Source organism: Yersinia sp. LJYL362 (assembly GCF_048323875.1).
Map to the genome: position 1 here is coordinate 1 of NZ_JBLWEX010000197.1, position 15,485 is coordinate 15,485.

Genomic DNA, 15,485 nt, shown 5'->3' on the forward strand with positions numbered 1-15,485 from the left:
GTGGCCGAATGAAAGACTTGAAAGCCAGCTATGTTCTGAATACTCCAGAAATCCATGCACCACTGGCGAAAAACCAGGTTGTCGGGATGATTAACTTCCAGTTGGATGGTAAAACCATCGATCAACGACCACTGGTTGTCATGAATGAAGTGAAAGAAGGTGGTTTCTTCAGCCGCATGGTGGACTACATCAAACTGATGTTCCACCGCTGGTTCGGCTAATCGCTGGGCTTGAAAAACCGCAAACTGCCCCCACGTTATAAATAATGTGAAACTCCCGCTCCGGCGGGAGTTATAATTTTATCGTCGGGTATTTTTTATCCTAACACCTGTCCGACAACTATCTGTCCGTCAAACCCCAGGAGCGCACATGAAAACTAAACTGAATGAACTGCTTGAGTTCCCTTGCCCCTTTACCTACAAGGTAATGGGCATTGCTGAACCTCAGCTGGTTAACCAGGTAGTTGAAGTGGTACAGCGCCATGCTCCGGGCGATTATACCCCCGAAGTCAAACCGAGCAGCAAAGGCAACTATCACTCTGTTTCCATTACCATTACAGCGACACATATCGATCAAGTGGAAACGCTGTATGAAGAATTGGGTAACCTTGAATTGGTCAGAATGGTACTGTAATACCGTTCAAATACTGACCAAACACCTATGGCCCGCTCGGCATACTCAGCCGCCGGGCCTTATTTTTTTACCGCCAAATTATCGCTTTCATCAGCCAAAATAGTGCCACCTCACCGCTGGGCTGATATACTGACGCCACCATTTCTGTAACCAGATGATGCCTCGCTTGCAACAACACAAGATCATTTTACGTCAGCTAGGGTTACAACCCTATGCCCCCGTATCTCAAGCCATGCATAATTTCACTGAGTTTCGTAGCGATACCAGCGCAGATGAAATCTGGCTGGTTGAACATCAACACGTTTTTACTCAGGGTCAGGCAGGAAAAGCCGAACATGTTCTGATGCCAGGTGATATTCCGGTTATCCAAAGTGACCGTGGGGGCCAGGTCACTTACCATGGTCCCGGTCAGCAAGTCATGTATATCATGATTGATCTTAAGCGGGCCAAATTGGGTGTGCGGCAGCTAGTGACCGCCATTGAAAACACCGTGATTGAGACGCTAGCCCATTTAGGCATTGAATCACAAGCTCGCCCGGATGCCCCCGGTGTTTATGTGGGTCAACAGAAAATTTGTTCATTGGGTCTGCGCATTCGCCGGGGCTGCTCATTCCACGGTCTGGCATTAAATGTTGCGATGGATTTGGAACCCTTCCAGCGCATCAATCCGTGTGGCTACGCAGGCATGCAAATGACGCAAGTCAGCGCGCTGAAAGCAGGTGCCACTATGACCGATGTTCAACCAATATTAGTGCGCGAATTTACCCATCAGCTAGGGTATCCAGATGCCGAACAGCAGCAGTGGTCATTGGCTGATTATTTACCACCAGACGCACAATAGCCCGGCAATAAGCAATGTGAAGTATGAATAACGCCCCCACAGTCACTCAATACGGCGCTATTTACAAACGCCTACAAAATTGGGGGCTGAATGGGACAGGCTAAAGATGATATAATTTTTAAACAATTTTCAAAATTTTTTTAACGACGCCACATCCCGTTGAATTTAATTAAAAATCTCAAGTTGAGAGATTCAGAACTGGAACCTGCACGATTATGAGTAAACCGATTCAGATGGAACGCGGCGTCAAATACCGCGACGCAGATAAAATGGCGCTAATCCCGATTAAAACCGTGGTTACCGAACGCCAAGAGCTGCTGCGTAAACCCGAGTGGATGAAAATCAAGCTTCCTGCTGACTCCAGCCGCATTCAGGGTATTAAAGCAGCAATGCGTAAAAATGGTCTGCACTCGGTTTGCGAAGAGGCCTCCTGCCCTAACCTGTCGGAGTGCTTTAACCACGGTACCGCGACCTTTATGATCCTCGGCGCGATTTGCACCCGCCGTTGCCCATTCTGCGACGTTGCCCACGGTCGCCCGGTGACACCGGATGCCAATGAGCCAGAGAAATTAGCTCAAACAATCAAAGATATGGGTTTGCGCTATGTGGTTATCACATCCGTTGACCGTGATGATTTACGTGATGGCGGTGCTCAACATTTTGCAGATTGCATCTCAGCGATTCGCGCCAAAAACCCGACCATTAAAATTGAAACATTAGTGCCAGATTTCCGTGGCCGTATGGATCGCGCATTAGATATTTTGACGGTCACACCACCCGACGTGTTTAACCACAATCTGGAAAACGTGCCACGGGTATATCGTCAGGTTCGCCCAGGGGCTAACTATGAGTGGTCACTCAAATTATTAGAGCGTTTTAAAGAAGCTCATCCAGATATTCCGACCAAATCTGGTTTGATGGTCGGCTTGGGTGAAACCAATGCTGAAATCGTGGAAGTCATGCGTGATTTGCGCCGTCATGGCGTCACGATGCTGACGTTGGGGCAATATTTGCAACCTAGCCGCCATCATTTACCTGTTCAGCGATATGTGAGCCCTGCGGAGTTTGATGAAATGAAAGCGGAAGCAATGGCAATGGGCTTTACCCATGCAGCTTGTGGCCCATTTGTTCGCTCCTCTTACCATGCAGACCTGCAAGCAAAAGGGTTGGAAGTCAAATAAGCCAATCGAGTCTGAATAGTTGTTCAGACTCGATTGATTGAAATATTTTATTACATCTTAACTCGCTGACAATCAAAGACGGATTTCCATTGGAGATCCGTTTTTGGGTTATCAGTCCGTTGTTATTTACTGGCAACTAACCGTATTACATATAGTGCTCCGGCTAACAAACCATCCACTTTCAACGGTAACTGAAATGACGCCTAATCCAAGCAAATATAATCAGTCTTTATGCTCGATTGGAGGTTTGGCTTCAGTTGCCGCTTTAGATTCTGCGGTTGTGCCAGCGGGAGGAGTATCGTCATTGCCCATGGCCTTTTTAAAACCTTTCAGAGCAGCGCCTAAATCCGCACCCAGCGTGCGCAGTTTGCTGGTACCAAACAACAACACAATCAATATGCCGACTACCAGCAATTTGGTAATACTGATACCTTCCATACACACCTTCTTGATTAGTACTGTTTATTAAAGCATGCGCTATTTACGAATAAATTACCGATTAAAACAAGAGTAATATGTAACAGATTTCGTTAGTGAACTATGATTTACTCAAGAGTCTATCCTCACTTATTTTGACTCATCCCGGATGAGACATTGCCGTTAACATCCCCCCAAAGCAGAAAGAACGAGGGAGCCGCCAATTGCCTTATTCAAGTAGAATCAATACCCGCAGATCCGGGTTAAGTTTTGCTAAAAGGACTTATTTACCCCGCGCATTTGGTTTAGGTATTGGTATGTTTTGTGTAGGCTCCGTGCTCTACACTCAGAATGCCCCATTATGGCTATGGGGCATGCTTGCCCTTAATGGAGCAGTATGGCCACATATTGCCTATCTACTGGCCTCACGCTCCGAACAGCCGTTTGAGCAAGAAATCATAAATATGAAAATAGACTCAGCACTGGGAGGTGTTTGGGTTGCAATTATGTCATTTAATGCTCTGCCATCAGTCGTTATTCTCTCAATGATGAGTATGAACAATATTGCTTCTGGCGGGAAAAACGTTTTTTATAAAGGACTGGCATTGCAGATAGCCTGTAGTTTACTGACCGCGTGGATATTTAATTTGCCTTTTAAACCTGAGACCTCGCCGCTTCAGGTATATGCCTGCTTACCGATGATAATTATTTACCCTTCCCTGCTTGGATTAGTCACTTATCGAACGGCAAAACGTCTGGCTGAAAATAAAGAAGAGTTATTACGTATCAGTGTCAGGGATGGATTAACCGGGCTCTACAACCGCAGGCATTGGGAACATCAGTTACATAATCAATTTGATAGTTGCCGACGCTACCAACATGGCGCCACGCTAATTTTACTGGATATTGATAATTTTAAATCTATTAATGATACATTTGGTCATGCCGTCGGTGATGAAGCTATTACTGTGCTTGCCGAAGAGTTACTGCTGGGATTACGGGCTATTGATATTGTTGGCCGCTATGGTGGAGATGAGTTTGGTGCTATTTTGCCAAATACCACTGCCGAACAAACGCGGGAAGTATTAATGCGAATTCAGGAAAGACTGGCCGATTTAGTTTTTACCCAAGCCCCCCCGCTGCAACTCAGAGTCAGTGCAGGCATCGCAGATTACCGCCATGATATGATTAACTATCAGCAATGGTTAAAAGCCGCCGACTCTGCACTATATCTGGCAAAAGACAATGGCCGTAACCGCATTGAACTGGCAAGCTGAATAACGGCAAAATCCGACGTGGCGGTATCCCTAAAGAAAGGTGTTTATGTTTAATACATTGCTTGCGGTATTTATTGGTGGTGGTGCGGGCAGTGTCGCCCGTTGGCTGGTCAGTATGAAGTTAAACAGTTTTTCCCCCAATATCCCAGTGGGAACACTTATTGTAAACTTGGTCGGTGCTTTTATTATCGGTCTGACATTAGCCCTGTTCACCCGCATCGCACACATTGATCCTGTTTGGAAGTTACTCATTACTACTGGTTTTTGTGGTGGCCTGACGACATTTTCAACCTTCTCTGTTGAAGTTGTTTATTTACTTCAGGATGGGAAATTAGCTTGGGCTGCCGGCACAATTGCACTTAATCTGGCCGGTTCACTTGCCATGACAATGCTGGCTTTTATATTAATTAATTACTTTGCTGCTCAATAACAATGGATAAAAGAGCACCACTGTTTACACCATCTTAATGTTTTCTTAATCTACGAACCGGATAATTATTTAGCAGAGAACAGTTAGCCAATGGGGTGACTGATGTGCTGGATAGATCCTATGTTTAGTTTACCCAAAACAGGAACCGAATGGCTGGCTGTCATTTTTTGTCTGGCTATCACTGTTGCTTTTTTAAGGGCATATCTCTTTTAACCGCCCTCCATCAAAACCTTTTCAACGCTATAAATAAAAAACCCGCCTGATAAGAATGAAGCGGGTTTTAAGAGATATGGGCTACTTAGATAGCGATAACATTAGCAGCAGATGGCCCTTTGGCACCGTTCGTGATTTCAAATTCTACACGCTGGCCTTCAGCAAGAGTTTTGAAACCGTTGCTAGCGATGGCTGAGAAATGAACGAAAACGTCCTTGCTGCCATCTTCTGGGGTAATGAAACCAAAGCCTTTAGCTTCATTGAACCACTTAACGCTACCTTTAATCTTAGACATCAAACTTACCTTTACGTGAATGTTGGACACAAAATGTGTGTCGAATACAGTACAGCAATAGAACTGTTTTTTGTCCACGGCAGAGATCACAAAAAACAGAGAAAAAGTGAAAAACCCAGCTTTTATGCTCAATTGTTAGCACAGAAATCCATATTTTTTTCTTTTACAACCCACCCTAACTGGCCCTATAAAAGTACCAGACTGTATCTGAAAGCGTTTCACCTGTATTATACTTGCCCATTGGATAAGCTAATACGAGATGCATGATGAACGGTAGAATAACAACTTTTTTTGAAGATAAAGGTTTTGGTTTTATCACCGATGAGAACGGAGATAACCGTTATTTTCACGTTATTAAAGTTGCTAATCCCGAGATGATTAAAAAAGGTGCGGAAGTGACTTTCGAGCCAACAACCAATACCAAAGGGTTGTCAGCATTTGCGGTGAAAGTGGCCATTGAGAGCAAATACATCTTTATTGCCAATGAAAGAATCAAACTCACCAGTATCAAGTCTTTCAATACTTTTACTAAAGAAGTGCCTGCACAGGCTGAAGTCGATAAAGCCAACACCATCCTTTCAGTCAATTTACTGATGAATAAAATCCGGCCGCAGGAAGAAGATATTTCAGAGAAAACTGTGCCATTGAAAATGTTATCGATAACAACATTCCAAAATGTCACTTACACGTTTTCTGAGCATGAAGTTGATATTGACAGTACGATTACCAAATTAAAGAGTATTTAGTCCCGATTAGCTTTTACTAAAACGACGCGACAGCCCCAAAAACAGCCCCAAATGGCTTTGGGGCTGTCCGGGCATTCCCGGATTTTGAAGCTGGCATCCCTGCCCGCTAGCACGAGACAATCCCTTTGGTATTCTCTGATGTTGACGGAAAAAGCAACCTAAAATCCAGTCCGTTATTTATATTAACTATTTGAACATAAACATTTTAATTAACTCAACGTCTGTGCGGGCACCCAGTTTTTTCATGGCTGACCGTTTTTGTCCACTGACTGTTTTCTCACTCTTTTTCAAAATTCTGGCGATATCACCGCCCGAAAAACCTTCATTAAACAATTTCAACACGATATTTTCATTGGGTGTCAAATACTGCCGTTCTGGCGACTGTAAGCTCAAGACTCTCGTGGATTTGTGCTCAGATAAATTATCTTTAAGCCCACGAAGCTTACGTTTGAAAACAGTCGTAATTTTATTGGTAACAGTATCGACGCAGTCTTCTCTGAAGATCATTGTCACATTGCTGAACCTCGGAATACCCTGTAAAAAGCTATTCAAACGGGCATCACATATCAAAAAAACGTCTGCTTCTGAAGGCGCTTTATCCAAACGTTTTAGAGCATCAAAAAAACTGAGCTCATCAACCCCAATAAAAATGATATCTGCTGAATAAAATGCTTTTCGATAGAATTTGATCTCTTTTTTAAATCCTAGAGATGTAAATATCTTTTTTACGATAGCTACCATACCTAGTGTTTGATATTTATCGTTATCAACGATCATACAGCTTATCATATTGGCCACACCCGCTAGTGCTTCAGCACTCTATGAATTGTTAACTCACATCTGTTTGTGATGAAATAAAAACTATTAAATATTATTAAGATAGCCCAGAAACACCTTACTTTTGAGTAAACCATAGAGGCACTTTGAGATATATAGGAAGTCAACACCGGAGGGTGTAGGAAACGTCTTTTTCTCAAAAGAATATTTCTCGTTTGTTTATTTAGAGTTGAATCTGCCAGGCGTGACAGCATTTGGATTGTATGTAAAAATAGTGAAAAATTAGTAGCCTAAATAGGAAGGTTCTAATGCCACACCTCCGCCATCGACCATTAGATATCTCATTTAACCTTATTTTTAGCCGAACATTTATATGAGAAACGTCGGTTTACATGCGCTAAAAACATTAAGTTGCTTTTCTGCCGTGACCTTTTATTCTGCCAGTAAAACCTGTACCGAACAGTGTTTTTTAGGTGGAGAAGTGATGAGTGTTCTGTACTTTTTGTCAATCATCGCTACCCCACTGTTTTTTATGATTATTGGTTATATCGATTCGAGTGATGAGATAGATCAAGCAGATATACTCAGAAAATTAAAATCAATCATCACCATTATCATTTTCTGGAACGTGCTTTTCTACTTTATCAATGAGGATGGTTTCAAACGGGGCTATTTCCTACAAAGTTGGCTGTTATTCAGTATTGCTATTATTTACCTCATCAACCCTATAATATCTAAGGTATTAAAAAATAACAGAACGACAATCATCACCCTGTCATGTTTGGTCATTTTTTCTGTTTCTATCGACTTAATTAGTGCATTCAGCGAAAGACCATATTTAATTGATTTTCCACAGTATTTCAGGTTATGGACATGGATTTTCTATTATATGACCGGTAGGTTCCTTTGCTCGAAAATCTGTCAAAAAATGACCAAGATACCGAGAATACGCCTTGTCGCAAAAGTGCTGCTTATTCCGACCGCAATTTCCATGTATTACTATGAAAGTTTTATGTCGATATATGTGTATAAAACAGTGAATGCAGGCTACTTCCTCGATAACTTACATGTTTTAGTTCTGAGTCTATGTTTATTTGTGATATTTGATAACTTTGACACTAAACGCGAATGGATAAAGAAAACATTAGCCTACATCAGCCCATCCATGATTGGGGTGTATATTTTGCATGATGGGATTTTTTATTTTATTGCCAGCGCATATAACTTATCTGATGTCACATTGAGGTTCACATTACTGTTATCAGTATTTGCGGCTTCAGTCCTGTTATCACGCATTCTATTACTGAATAAATACACGTCACGCTTTATCTCATTTTAATCCATAAACCCGCCTCCATACGAAATGGCGGCGGGACAGATAAGACAGCAACAGACAAAACGCCCTAAACTGCCCCATGGGACTAAAAATACACTCGCTGAGTTTCCCATATCGGTAACAGCAGACGATGGGTGATAGCCAGTGCTTTTGTTGCCAGCACGTTTCATTATTGAATCTGAATCAGAGTCAGGGTATTTCCGAATACTGCCCCCGTATCAATATAGAGTTGGTTCTTAAATAGCGATGGTTTTACCAGCGGTGTGTGACCAAAAATAAATTTATTTGCCCCGATAATCTCATCGCTTTCTCCCTCCATCGCCGCATTAAGACGTTTACGGTTCCATAGGACTAAATGCTCATCAACACGTTTGCCGTAAACATATTCATTTGAAGGATAATCAGCATGAGCGATAACATATCTCCCGCTGTCAGTCGCAACCTCAATGACCAAAGGCAGTTGTCCAGCCTGTTTAATCAGCTGTTCAACTTGATATTTATTATTCCCTTCCAATAGAAAAAACCAGCGCCCACCATTGGCCATCCAGGTATCAATCTCACCTCCGGCCAGCACATCAATGGCCATTTGCTCATGATTGCCACGAACAGCACGAAACCAATATGCATTAAGCAGTTCATAACACTCCGTGTTCTGATGGCCGCGATCAGCCAGGTCTCCCACAGAAATGAGTAAATCAGACGCGCGGTCAAAGGCGACACGGCCCAAGCTATCCATCAGTTTTTTATAGCAACCATGAATATCACCAACAACAAAGATACGCCGGTATTCATTGCCATTTATTTGTTGGTACATAACAGGCCTCACAGTCAATGCATTGCCTGTCTTAACTTTAGCTTACAAGGTTATTTTATGAGCAATTTGCACGGGATTCATTAAAAAAGAGGGGGATGTTGTGACCACCAGCACATGTCTATTTTTTCTATAACACTTATAAGTATCATGCCTGTACTCCGACAGGTGTATTTGGTCAAATGGAGTGTCGAGCTTGAACCTTACCCGGCTCGGATTCAATCAGCCATGACAATGAGGGAATACGATGTCTATCTCTGCAAGAAACCAATTATCTGGCACAGTCCATGCCATTGTTGAAGGTTCAGTCAATGATGAAGTTGTTCTATCTTTAGATGGCGGCGAAAAACTGACCACCGTTATCACCAAAGCCAGCTGCAAAACATTAGGTCTGGTGGTAGGAAAACCGGCGATTGCCCTGATCAAAGCACCTTGGATTATTTTAGCTTCTCTGGATTGTGGTTTGAATTTTTCAGCCCGCAATCAATTTACAGGCAAAATAAAAACGGTCACAAAGGGTGCTATCAATTCTACTGTTGAAGTTGTTACGGTAAATGGGCTAGCACTGACTTCAGTGATTACCAATGAAAGCCTTGAAGAAATGGCGTTATCTGCGGGAAGTGAAGTGACAGCATTATTTAAAGCATCGAGTGTGATTCTTGCCACCAAGAAAATCTAACAGCGACTTATCGCCGAAAGTTCTATTTTTACAATAGAATAAGCCGCCTGATGGCGGCTTATTTAACGTTGAAAGAACAACAAACCGCCTTAGGATCACTGAGGCCGATATATGTCTCTGTAATGAGCTAATCTTTCCCGGAAGAAATCGCATTCATCTGGCGAAAGCTTCGCTTCAATTTCATCAACATTAATTTTCTTTTTTTGGTTTTCCATAAAAGCAACCGTGGATGCCACAAAATCCAGGCTGGTATGGCAATATGCCGAAACAAGTTTCTCGAGTGCTGACATGTTACCCCCTCATGCGGCTTAGCACACTGCTCAATTTAACACAAATAATTATATTAAAACCGAGACGCAGATCAACCAAAAAGGAAATAACCAACCGCAGAAACCCCAACGTCAGGGGCGTTATTGATTTTACTGGTATTAAACTGAACCTCTATATTTTGTCATGGGTCGATGTTTTTTAGCAGATTTTCCGTTATCGTTTAGATAACCCAATAGAAACTTACCATTGATAATGAGAACAGAATTGAAATGAGGAAAACAACCATAATTATGATAGCGATTGCCCTTGTGGTATTTGCTTACACACATTTTACCGGAGCCTAGCGCTATCAGACCTATGTTAAAAGTTATCGCACAAGACTTTATCAAACTAGAGCACATCAATGATGTCATGCCACTCTATAAAGAATTAGTGGAAAGAACAAAACTTGAGCCGTTGTGTATTTCCTATGATTTGTATATCAATCATAAAGATCCTGGTAGCTTCGTTTTTATTGAGGAGTGGCCCGATCAAGCAGCATTGGATATACATTGCGCAACAGAGCATTTCAGGCGGTTAGTTCCACAAATCAATCAATATCAACGAAAAGAGTGCACACTCCTCTTTATGCACCCTTTTGAATAGTATTTAAAAGCAATGTGTTATAACGCAAGTTACTCCTCTTCATGATATTGATTCTGCCACATGGCTGCGTATCGGCCATTTTTCAGCAATAATGTCTCATGCCGCCCGCGTTCAACTATAGTGCCGGCCTCCATCACAATAATTTCATCAGCATCAATAATGGTGGATAAACGGTGAGCAATAACCAACGTCGTGTGATCACGGCTAACTTCTCGTAAATGGGCCTGAATCTCGCGCTCAGTATGGGTATCTAATGCACTGGTTGCTTCATCAAAAATCAAGATAGCCGGATTTTTAAGAATAGTGCGCGCAATTGCTACCCGCTGTTTCTCACCACCGGATAACTTAAGCCCCCGCTCCCCTACCCGCGTGTCATAACCATCAGGCAAACTAATGATAAAATCATGAATATGGGCGAGTTTCGCTGCCCGCTCTATCTCCTCAAAATGAGAAGAGGTCCTGCCATAAGCAATGTTGTAGCGCAATGTGTCATTAAATAGCACGGTATCTTGCGGCACGATGCCAATAGCTTCACGTAAACTCGCTTGAGTCACCTTGCGGATATCTTGATCATCAATATAAATCGCACCATCAGTCACATCATAAAAGCGGAACAGTAGACGAGATAGGGTTGATTTACCGGCTCCCGATGCGCCAACAACCGCCACTGTTTTACCCGCTGGAATGGTAAAACTCACTTTATTCAGAATAGGTCTACGCGGATCATAACCAAAACTGACTGAATCAAACCGCACCTCTCCTTTTGTAAGGTGTAAAGCGGGCGCATCAGGGCGATCAGTAATTTCTTTTTCCACCATCAATAAATCGAGCATATTTTCCATATCAATCAGTGCCTGTCTGATCTCAGAATAAATAAAACCAAAGAAATTGAGCGGCTGATACAACTGAAGAAGATAAGCATTGACCAACACAAAATCACCGATAGTCATACGGCCTTGCGTGATACCTTGCGCCGCCATGGACATCATCACCACCAGCCCTATGGAGATAATTGCGGTTTGCCCCAAACTCAAAGCGGTATAACTGAATTGACTTTTTATCGCAGCATATTCATACAGTTTTCGTGACGTGTTAAAGCGCTCAGCTTCAAACTGCTCATTACCGAAATATTTTACAGTTTCATAATTTATCAAGCTGTCGATGGACTTGGTGTTGGCATCTGAATTGGCTTGATTGACCTCGCGCCGAAAACGGGTGCGCCAACTGACCGCCACGACGGTAAATAGGATATAGCAGACAACGGTCGCCAGGATGGCAACGGCAAACCAGCCATCTAGCAGATGCCACATAATAAGAGAGACCAGTGTTATCTCAAATAAAATGGGGAATATAGAGAACAAGATACGTGAAAGTACGGTCGCGACCGCTTGTGTACCGCGCTCAATAGATAAAGATAACCCGCCCGTTTGCCTGTCCAGATGAAAACGTAAACTGAGATCATGTAATTGTTTAAATACCCGTAAGCCCAGCAACCGAGTCGCATTCTGACTGACATGCACAAACATGACGTTACGCAATTCTTCAAATAACGAAGCACTGATTCTCGCTACCCCATAAGCAATTATCAAGGTGATAGGAATAGCCATCATTTTGGCATTTTCACTGCTCAATGTATCGATCATCGCCCTATAAGCCAGGGGGACCAGAGTGGTGCTAACCTTAGAAACCACCATAAATATGACAGCAGCAATCAGGTAGTAGCGGAGTTTAGGATTATTTTTAGGCCACAGGTAGGGCAGCAGGAATTTCAGTATACGGGAGCGATCCATATTTATTTATTTGTCATCTCAGGTGAAATTGCAGTCATGATTTTTTATATTCTGCCACGTATCAAGGTCATGGCCTAACAAACAAGGTGATAACCTATCCTCTACCCGCACTCTGTTCGATGATTAACAGATGAGTCTTATAAATCATAAAAATATATACACTATAATTATTGGAACATGCGAAAATTTGAGGTTAGCAGATGATGTGGCTCGAACAAGGTTTATACCTGAGAATCAGTGAAATGGACAATGGCCCGCGACCACTGTCACTTCAGAGTGGTTTCAATGCAACATCGGCATATCGTGCACTCGGTCTATTCAACCCATCAGAAACCTCAGATGCCTATTACATTTTGTCCAATGACCGCAATGAAATATGGTTTATCTGTAATCGTCATTTAAGAACTGTCGCACTTTCCCCTGAACCAGAAGATTTCAGAAGACCGCTTTCCACTTTTACTAATTTTGCTCAGTGATTATTGATATATCGGTACAATACTGTTCCCGGTATATTGGCCAGGTTGCTCGCACATTTAATCGTCCAACACGAAAAACAACGAACCCACTGACATACTGCTCTTGGGATTATTTACCGTTAATAAGTGCCGGTTTACTTTCTATTCACAAGATAGAGTAATAAAACAAGGGGATTATATTTTAGATATTGAACTCGTTGTTAATGCAGAAGTAAAAGTATTGCAGGATATCTTATTGAGCGGCTTTCGAATTACACCATAATACACTCACTCAAAAGCCGCTATTGATAAATTATTCGTCGAAGAACCAGTAACCCTGATTAATCAAATCCGTTAACTCCGCCACAAACGACGGATTATGTAATGCCTCACCCAGCTCTTTTTTACTAATCACAGTGTAACGGCACAGCGCATCAGCGGCTTTAGGATCAACCGTTTCCAGCCGTTCACTATTAATAAAGAAGCTGTCACCAACGTGTAAAACCCGTAGGCCACTCAGGCGCGACAAGACTTCACCATCCATCAGCGCATCGACAATCTCGGCCGGTTCGTAAGGAGGTTCCGCTGGAGCAATATCCAGTTCATGGCGCGGTGTCGTAGCGAAGCGTCCGAACCATTGTTTAAAATCCTCCGGTTGATTAATCATATCGACCATCATCCCGCGCAAGCGGTCGAGTTCATAATCTTCAACCCGGCCGGGATGTTCCCGACAGGTTAAATCAGGATCACTGTAGTGCTCGCTGCCAAGATCATTTTCCAGCGCATAATCAGCAAAGCTACTGATTAAATCCCTACCGTTTGGCCCGCGAAAGCCCACTGAGTAGTTGAATGCCGTTTCATGGGTCAACCCATCATGCGGGAAGCCCGGTGGGATATAGAGAATATCGCCCGGAGCTAAATCTTCATCAATAATCGGTGTGAATGGCTCAACATGCAGTAGTGCAGGATGTGGGCAAAACTGTTTCAGTGGCAATTTATCGCCCACACGCCAACGGCGGCTACCCATGCCCTGGATAATAAAGACATCGTACTGATCGATATGAGGTCCAACCCCACCACCTGGGACAGAAAAAGAGATCATTAGATCATCTAAACGCCAGTCCGGTAGCACACGAAATGGCCGGACCAACTCAGCGGATGGGGCATGCCAGTGATTTACGGCTTGAGCCAGTAGTGACCAATTGGTTTCGCCCAGATTATCAAAATCCTCAAATGGCCCGTTACTCGCCTGCCATTGACCATTTACATGACTGACTAAGCGACTGTCTACCTCGGCTTCCATCGCCAGCCCAGCTAACTCATCTGGCGTAATCGGATCGACAAAGTTCGGGAAGGCATTTTTTAATACTACAGGTTGTTTTTGCCAATATTTCTCTAAAAATTCGGGCCAATTAAGATTGAGTTGATAAGTCATGCTTTCACACCAGTAAGAAGACAAACGGCCATGATTATAAAGTGGCTACCACATGCCTTGCCTTGTCATTGGTCAATTACGCCTCGAGGTTAATTAAAAAAAGAGGACGTAGAATAATTAATCAAAACACTGGGTTGATGGTATTAATCCGTGTATTTACGGTTATCTCGAACATGGCTCACCGCCGAGCTCAACTCAGATAGAAGAGTTGCGCTTATAACACAGATTAATATACAGGTTTGAAAGGAACACCCAGCACCCAGCGTGAATTCCAATGTGTTACATATTGTTGAACAACTTCAGGCATTCCGCGTATTACAATGACGTTTTCTGAGTTCTCAGTCTCAGCCGAAGGTGCGAAGTTAAATGATCCCGTCTCCACCGTCTGCCCATCAACAATAATCGTTTTATCATGCTGAATATGATAATGGCCATCAATACGCAGCTTCACGCCATTATTAATCACATACAACATAGCAGCTTTACTCGCGCTCACTTGGTTGCGCCTCTTATCCACAACAACACGTACATCAACGCCTCGTTTTCGGGCCGCCACGAGTGCTTTAGCAATATCAGGTGCTTGGAACGAATAGCCAATCATTTGAATAGATTTATGTGCGCTTCCAATAACTTTCAGCACTAATGCACGGGCCGACCCTTCCGGAGAAAAACCAACTTGCACATCAGGTGCAGCAAATGAAAAAGTCGGTACGCTAAGAGTAATTACAAGCATGATGTATTTGATGCAATTCATAATAGCAAAATGTCTATTTAGGGGGGCTAAATGGTTCAAGCTACAGTATTCTTGGAATCAATTCGTGTCCAGTATAGGGAAGGAGGGACTAAGGTTAAAACGTGAATATTTGTTTCACTTGCTTACCGGCGTTATCCCCCCTCCCCTCACCACCATCCTTACCCAATTCAAAGTTTTTTAATTTCAGTAATATAAGTGACTGCAACTACATCGGTAAAATGAGGATTATCTACAAATACGTCTTTACCTATCCATAAATTTGCTGATGGTGATGCGATGCTGGCCGACATGATGGCAGGGTGTGGTCTATCTCAGTTACCGTTCTGGCTCGTCGGTAAAGACTTGCAAAGTGGGGAGTTAAAGGAAGTTCTTACCGGACATTCCGGTGGTGAAATGCCCATCAGTGCGTTATGACTGAAAAATCGTCAGTTACTGCCCAACATCCGTTATGTGGTGGATGAACTGGTCAGAGCGGCTGAAACGGGATTACTGGACTGATT

18 protein-coding genes and 2 pseudogenes are annotated in these 15,485 nt (G+C 43.0%); 12 read left to right on the top strand and 8 right to left on the bottom strand.

Features of this window, described 5'->3' with window-relative positions; all coding sequences use genetic code 11:
- The 4 genes and pseudogenes from ACNSO8_RS10010 to lipA form a co-directional block, all read left to right on the top strand.
- Positions 1–221 (top strand): annotated as a pseudogene (locus ACNSO8_RS10010) (serine-type D-Ala-D-Ala carboxypeptidase); the annotation flags it as partial.
- A gap of 148 nt (positions 222–369) precedes the next feature.
- Positions 370–633, top strand: a complete 264-nt coding sequence (gene ybeD, locus ACNSO8_RS10015) for a DUF493 family protein YbeD (protein WP_005158389.1) — start codon at positions 370–372, stop codon at positions 631–633.
- 154 nt (positions 634–787) lie between these two features.
- Complete coding sequence (gene lipB / locus ACNSO8_RS10020; RefSeq protein ID WP_418394514.1) at positions 788–1,474, top strand: lipoyl(octanoyl) transferase LipB; 687 nt, start codon at positions 788–790, stop codon at positions 1,472–1,474.
- 215 nt (positions 1,475–1,689) lie between these two features.
- Positions 1,690–2,655, top strand: a complete 966-nt coding sequence (gene lipA, locus ACNSO8_RS10025; protein WP_004712243.1) for a lipoyl synthase — start codon at positions 1,690–1,692, stop codon at positions 2,653–2,655.
- Positions 2,656–2,877: 222 nt separating this feature from the next.
- Here the strand turns inward: lipA and tatA are convergent, their stop codons facing one another.
- Positions 2,878–3,093 (bottom strand): Sec-independent protein translocase subunit TatA, encoded by a 216-nt coding sequence (tatA, locus tag ACNSO8_RS10030; protein ID WP_418394515.1) that lies wholly within the window; start codon positions 3,091–3,093, stop codon positions 2,878–2,880.
- A 203-nt stretch (positions 3,094–3,296) separates the two neighbouring features.
- Here tatA and ACNSO8_RS10035 point away from each other — a divergent pair, with 203 nt between their 5' ends.
- Entirely contained in the window at positions 3,297–4,349 is a 1,053-nt protein-coding gene (locus ACNSO8_RS10035; protein ID WP_418394516.1) for a diguanylate cyclase, read from the top strand.
- Positions 4,350–4,395: 46 nt separating this feature from the next.
- A complete protein-coding gene (crcB, locus tag ACNSO8_RS10040) occupies positions 4,396–4,779 on the top strand; it encodes a fluoride efflux transporter CrcB (RefSeq protein WP_418394517.1) in 384 nt (127 codons plus the stop codon).
- 298 nt (positions 4,780–5,077) lie between these two features.
- Here crcB and cspE read toward each other — a convergent pair whose 3' ends face one another.
- Positions 5,078–5,287: a transcription antiterminator/RNA stability regulator CspE gene (cspE, locus tag ACNSO8_RS10045; protein ID WP_025377546.1), complete on the bottom strand. Its 210-nt coding sequence runs from the start codon at positions 5,285–5,287 to the stop codon at positions 5,078–5,080.
- A gap of 266 nt (positions 5,288–5,553) precedes the next feature.
- On the opposite strand from cspE, the gene ACNSO8_RS10050 reads away from it, so the two are divergent.
- Positions 5,554–6,033: a cold-shock protein gene (locus ACNSO8_RS10050; RefSeq protein WP_418394526.1), complete on the top strand. Its 480-nt coding sequence runs from the start codon at positions 5,554–5,556 to the stop codon at positions 6,031–6,033.
- Positions 6,034–6,219: 186 nt separating this feature from the next.
- On the opposite strand, the gene ACNSO8_RS10055 is transcribed toward ACNSO8_RS10050, so the two are convergent.
- Positions 6,220–6,810 carry a LuxR C-terminal-related transcriptional regulator gene (locus ACNSO8_RS10055; RefSeq protein ID WP_418394518.1) on the bottom strand — a complete coding sequence of 197 codons (591 nt, stop codon included), beginning with the start codon at positions 6,808–6,810 and terminating at the stop codon, positions 6,220–6,222.
- 373 nt (positions 6,811–7,183) lie between these two features.
- On the opposite strand from ACNSO8_RS10055, the gene ACNSO8_RS10060 reads away from it, so the two are divergent.
- Positions 7,184–8,149: an acyltransferase gene (locus ACNSO8_RS10060; RefSeq protein WP_418394519.1), complete on the top strand. Its 966-nt coding sequence runs from the start codon at positions 7,184–7,186 to the stop codon at positions 8,147–8,149.
- Positions 8,150–8,315: 166 nt separating this feature from the next.
- Here the strand turns inward: ACNSO8_RS10060 and ACNSO8_RS10065 are convergent, their stop codons facing one another.
- The gene (locus tag ACNSO8_RS10065; protein ID WP_418394520.1) at positions 8,316–8,960 is read right to left on the bottom strand and encodes a metallophosphoesterase; all 645 of its coding nucleotides are present in this window, start codon (positions 8,958–8,960) and stop codon (positions 8,316–8,318) included.
- Positions 8,961–9,204: 244 nt separating this feature from the next.
- Between ACNSO8_RS10065 and ACNSO8_RS10070 the strand changes: the two genes are divergently transcribed.
- The gene (locus ACNSO8_RS10070) at positions 9,205–9,636 is read left to right on the top strand and encodes a TOBE domain-containing protein (RefSeq protein WP_418394521.1); all 432 of its coding nucleotides are present in this window, start codon (positions 9,205–9,207) and stop codon (positions 9,634–9,636) included.
- Between the two features lie 95 nt (positions 9,637–9,731).
- On the opposite strand, the gene ACNSO8_RS10075 is transcribed toward ACNSO8_RS10070, so the two are convergent.
- Positions 9,732–9,926, bottom strand: coding sequence for a glycogen synthase (locus ACNSO8_RS10075; RefSeq protein WP_050112607.1), 195 nt, complete (start codon positions 9,924–9,926; stop codon positions 9,732–9,734).
- 337 nt (positions 9,927–10,263) lie between these two features.
- On the opposite strand from ACNSO8_RS10075, the gene ACNSO8_RS10080 reads away from it, so the two are divergent.
- Positions 10,264–10,551, top strand: a complete 288-nt coding sequence (locus tag ACNSO8_RS10080) for a putative quinol monooxygenase (RefSeq protein ID WP_418394522.1) — start codon at positions 10,264–10,266, stop codon at positions 10,549–10,551.
- Positions 10,552–10,580: 29 nt separating this feature from the next.
- Here ACNSO8_RS10080 and ACNSO8_RS10085 read toward each other — a convergent pair whose 3' ends face one another.
- Positions 10,581–12,341 (bottom strand): ABCB family ABC transporter ATP-binding protein/permease, encoded by a 1,761-nt coding sequence (locus ACNSO8_RS10085; protein WP_418394523.1) that lies wholly within the window; start codon positions 12,339–12,341, stop codon positions 10,581–10,583.
- 200 nt (positions 12,342–12,541) lie between these two features.
- Between ACNSO8_RS10085 and ACNSO8_RS10090 the strand changes: the two genes are divergently transcribed.
- Complete coding sequence (locus ACNSO8_RS10090) at positions 12,542–12,817, top strand: hypothetical protein (RefSeq protein WP_418394524.1); 276 nt, start codon at positions 12,542–12,544, stop codon at positions 12,815–12,817.
- Positions 12,818–13,109: 292 nt separating this feature from the next.
- On the opposite strand, the gene ACNSO8_RS10095 is transcribed toward ACNSO8_RS10090, so the two are convergent.
- Positions 13,110–14,231, bottom strand: coding sequence for a JmjC domain-containing protein (locus ACNSO8_RS10095; protein WP_418394525.1), 1,122 nt, complete (start codon positions 14,229–14,231; stop codon positions 13,110–13,112).
- Positions 14,232–14,457: 226 nt separating this feature from the next.
- On the bottom strand, positions 14,458–14,985 hold the full coding sequence (locus ACNSO8_RS10100; protein WP_418394527.1) for a phospholipase D family protein: 528 nt from the start codon (positions 14,983–14,985) through the stop codon (positions 14,458–14,460).
- 246 nt (positions 14,986–15,231) lie between these two features.
- Here ACNSO8_RS10100 and ACNSO8_RS10105 point away from each other — a divergent pair.
- Positions 15,232–15,483: pseudogene (locus tag ACNSO8_RS10105) on the top strand (LysR substrate-binding domain-containing protein); the annotation flags it as partial.
- Between the last annotated feature and the right edge of the window lie 2 nt (positions 15,484–15,485).

What these genes read in the sequence shown, in the direction of transcription:
- ACNSO8_RS10055 (WP_418394518.1), bottom strand. Translation starts at nt 6,810, where the DNA reads ATGATCGTTGATAACGATAAATATCAAACACTAGGTATGGTAGCTATC.
- ACNSO8_RS10085 (WP_418394523.1), bottom strand. Translation starts at nt 12,341, where the DNA reads ATGGATCGCTCCCGTATACTGAAATTCCTGCTGCCCTACCTGTGGCCT.
- ACNSO8_RS10090 (WP_418394524.1), top strand. Translation starts at nt 12,542, where the DNA reads ATGATGTGGCTCGAACAAGGTTTATACCTGAGAATCAGTGAAATGGAC.
- crcB (WP_418394517.1), top strand. Translation starts at nt 4,396, where the DNA reads ATGTTTAATACATTGCTTGCGGTATTTATTGGTGGTGGTGCGGGCAGT.
- ACNSO8_RS10095 (WP_418394525.1), bottom strand. Translation starts at nt 14,231, where the DNA reads ATGACTTATCAACTCAATCTTAATTGGCCCGAATTTTTAGAGAAATAT.
- ACNSO8_RS10075 (WP_050112607.1), bottom strand. Translation starts at nt 9,926, where the DNA reads ATGTCAGCACTCGAGAAACTTGTTTCGGCATATTGCCATACCAGCCTG.
- ACNSO8_RS10050 (WP_418394526.1), top strand. Translation starts at nt 5,554, where the DNA reads ATGAACGGTAGAATAACAACTTTTTTTGAAGATAAAGGTTTTGGTTTT.
- ACNSO8_RS10070 (WP_418394521.1), top strand. Translation starts at nt 9,205, where the DNA reads ATGTCTATCTCTGCAAGAAACCAATTATCTGGCACAGTCCATGCCATT.
- lipB (WP_418394514.1), top strand. Translation starts at nt 788, where the DNA reads ATGATGCCTCGCTTGCAACAACACAAGATCATTTTACGTCAGCTAGGG.
- ybeD (WP_005158389.1), top strand. Translation starts at nt 370, where the DNA reads ATGAAAACTAAACTGAATGAACTGCTTGAGTTCCCTTGCCCCTTTACC.
- cspE (WP_025377546.1), bottom strand. Translation starts at nt 5,287, where the DNA reads ATGTCTAAGATTAAAGGTAGCGTTAAGTGGTTCAATGAAGCTAAAGGC.
- ACNSO8_RS10065 (WP_418394520.1), bottom strand. Translation starts at nt 8,960, where the DNA reads ATGTACCAACAAATAAATGGCAATGAATACCGGCGTATCTTTGTTGTT.
- ACNSO8_RS10080 (WP_418394522.1), top strand. Translation starts at nt 10,264, where the DNA reads ATGTTAAAAGTTATCGCACAAGACTTTATCAAACTAGAGCACATCAAT.
- ACNSO8_RS10060 (WP_418394519.1), top strand. Translation starts at nt 7,184, where the DNA reads ATGAGAAACGTCGGTTTACATGCGCTAAAAACATTAAGTTGCTTTTCT.
- ACNSO8_RS10100 (WP_418394527.1), bottom strand. Translation starts at nt 14,985, where the DNA reads ATGAATTGCATCAAATACATCATGCTTGTAATTACTCTTAGCGTACCG.
- lipA (WP_004712243.1), top strand. Translation starts at nt 1,690, where the DNA reads ATGAGTAAACCGATTCAGATGGAACGCGGCGTCAAATACCGCGACGCA.
- tatA (WP_418394515.1), bottom strand. Translation starts at nt 3,093, where the DNA reads ATGGAAGGTATCAGTATTACCAAATTGCTGGTAGTCGGCATATTGATT.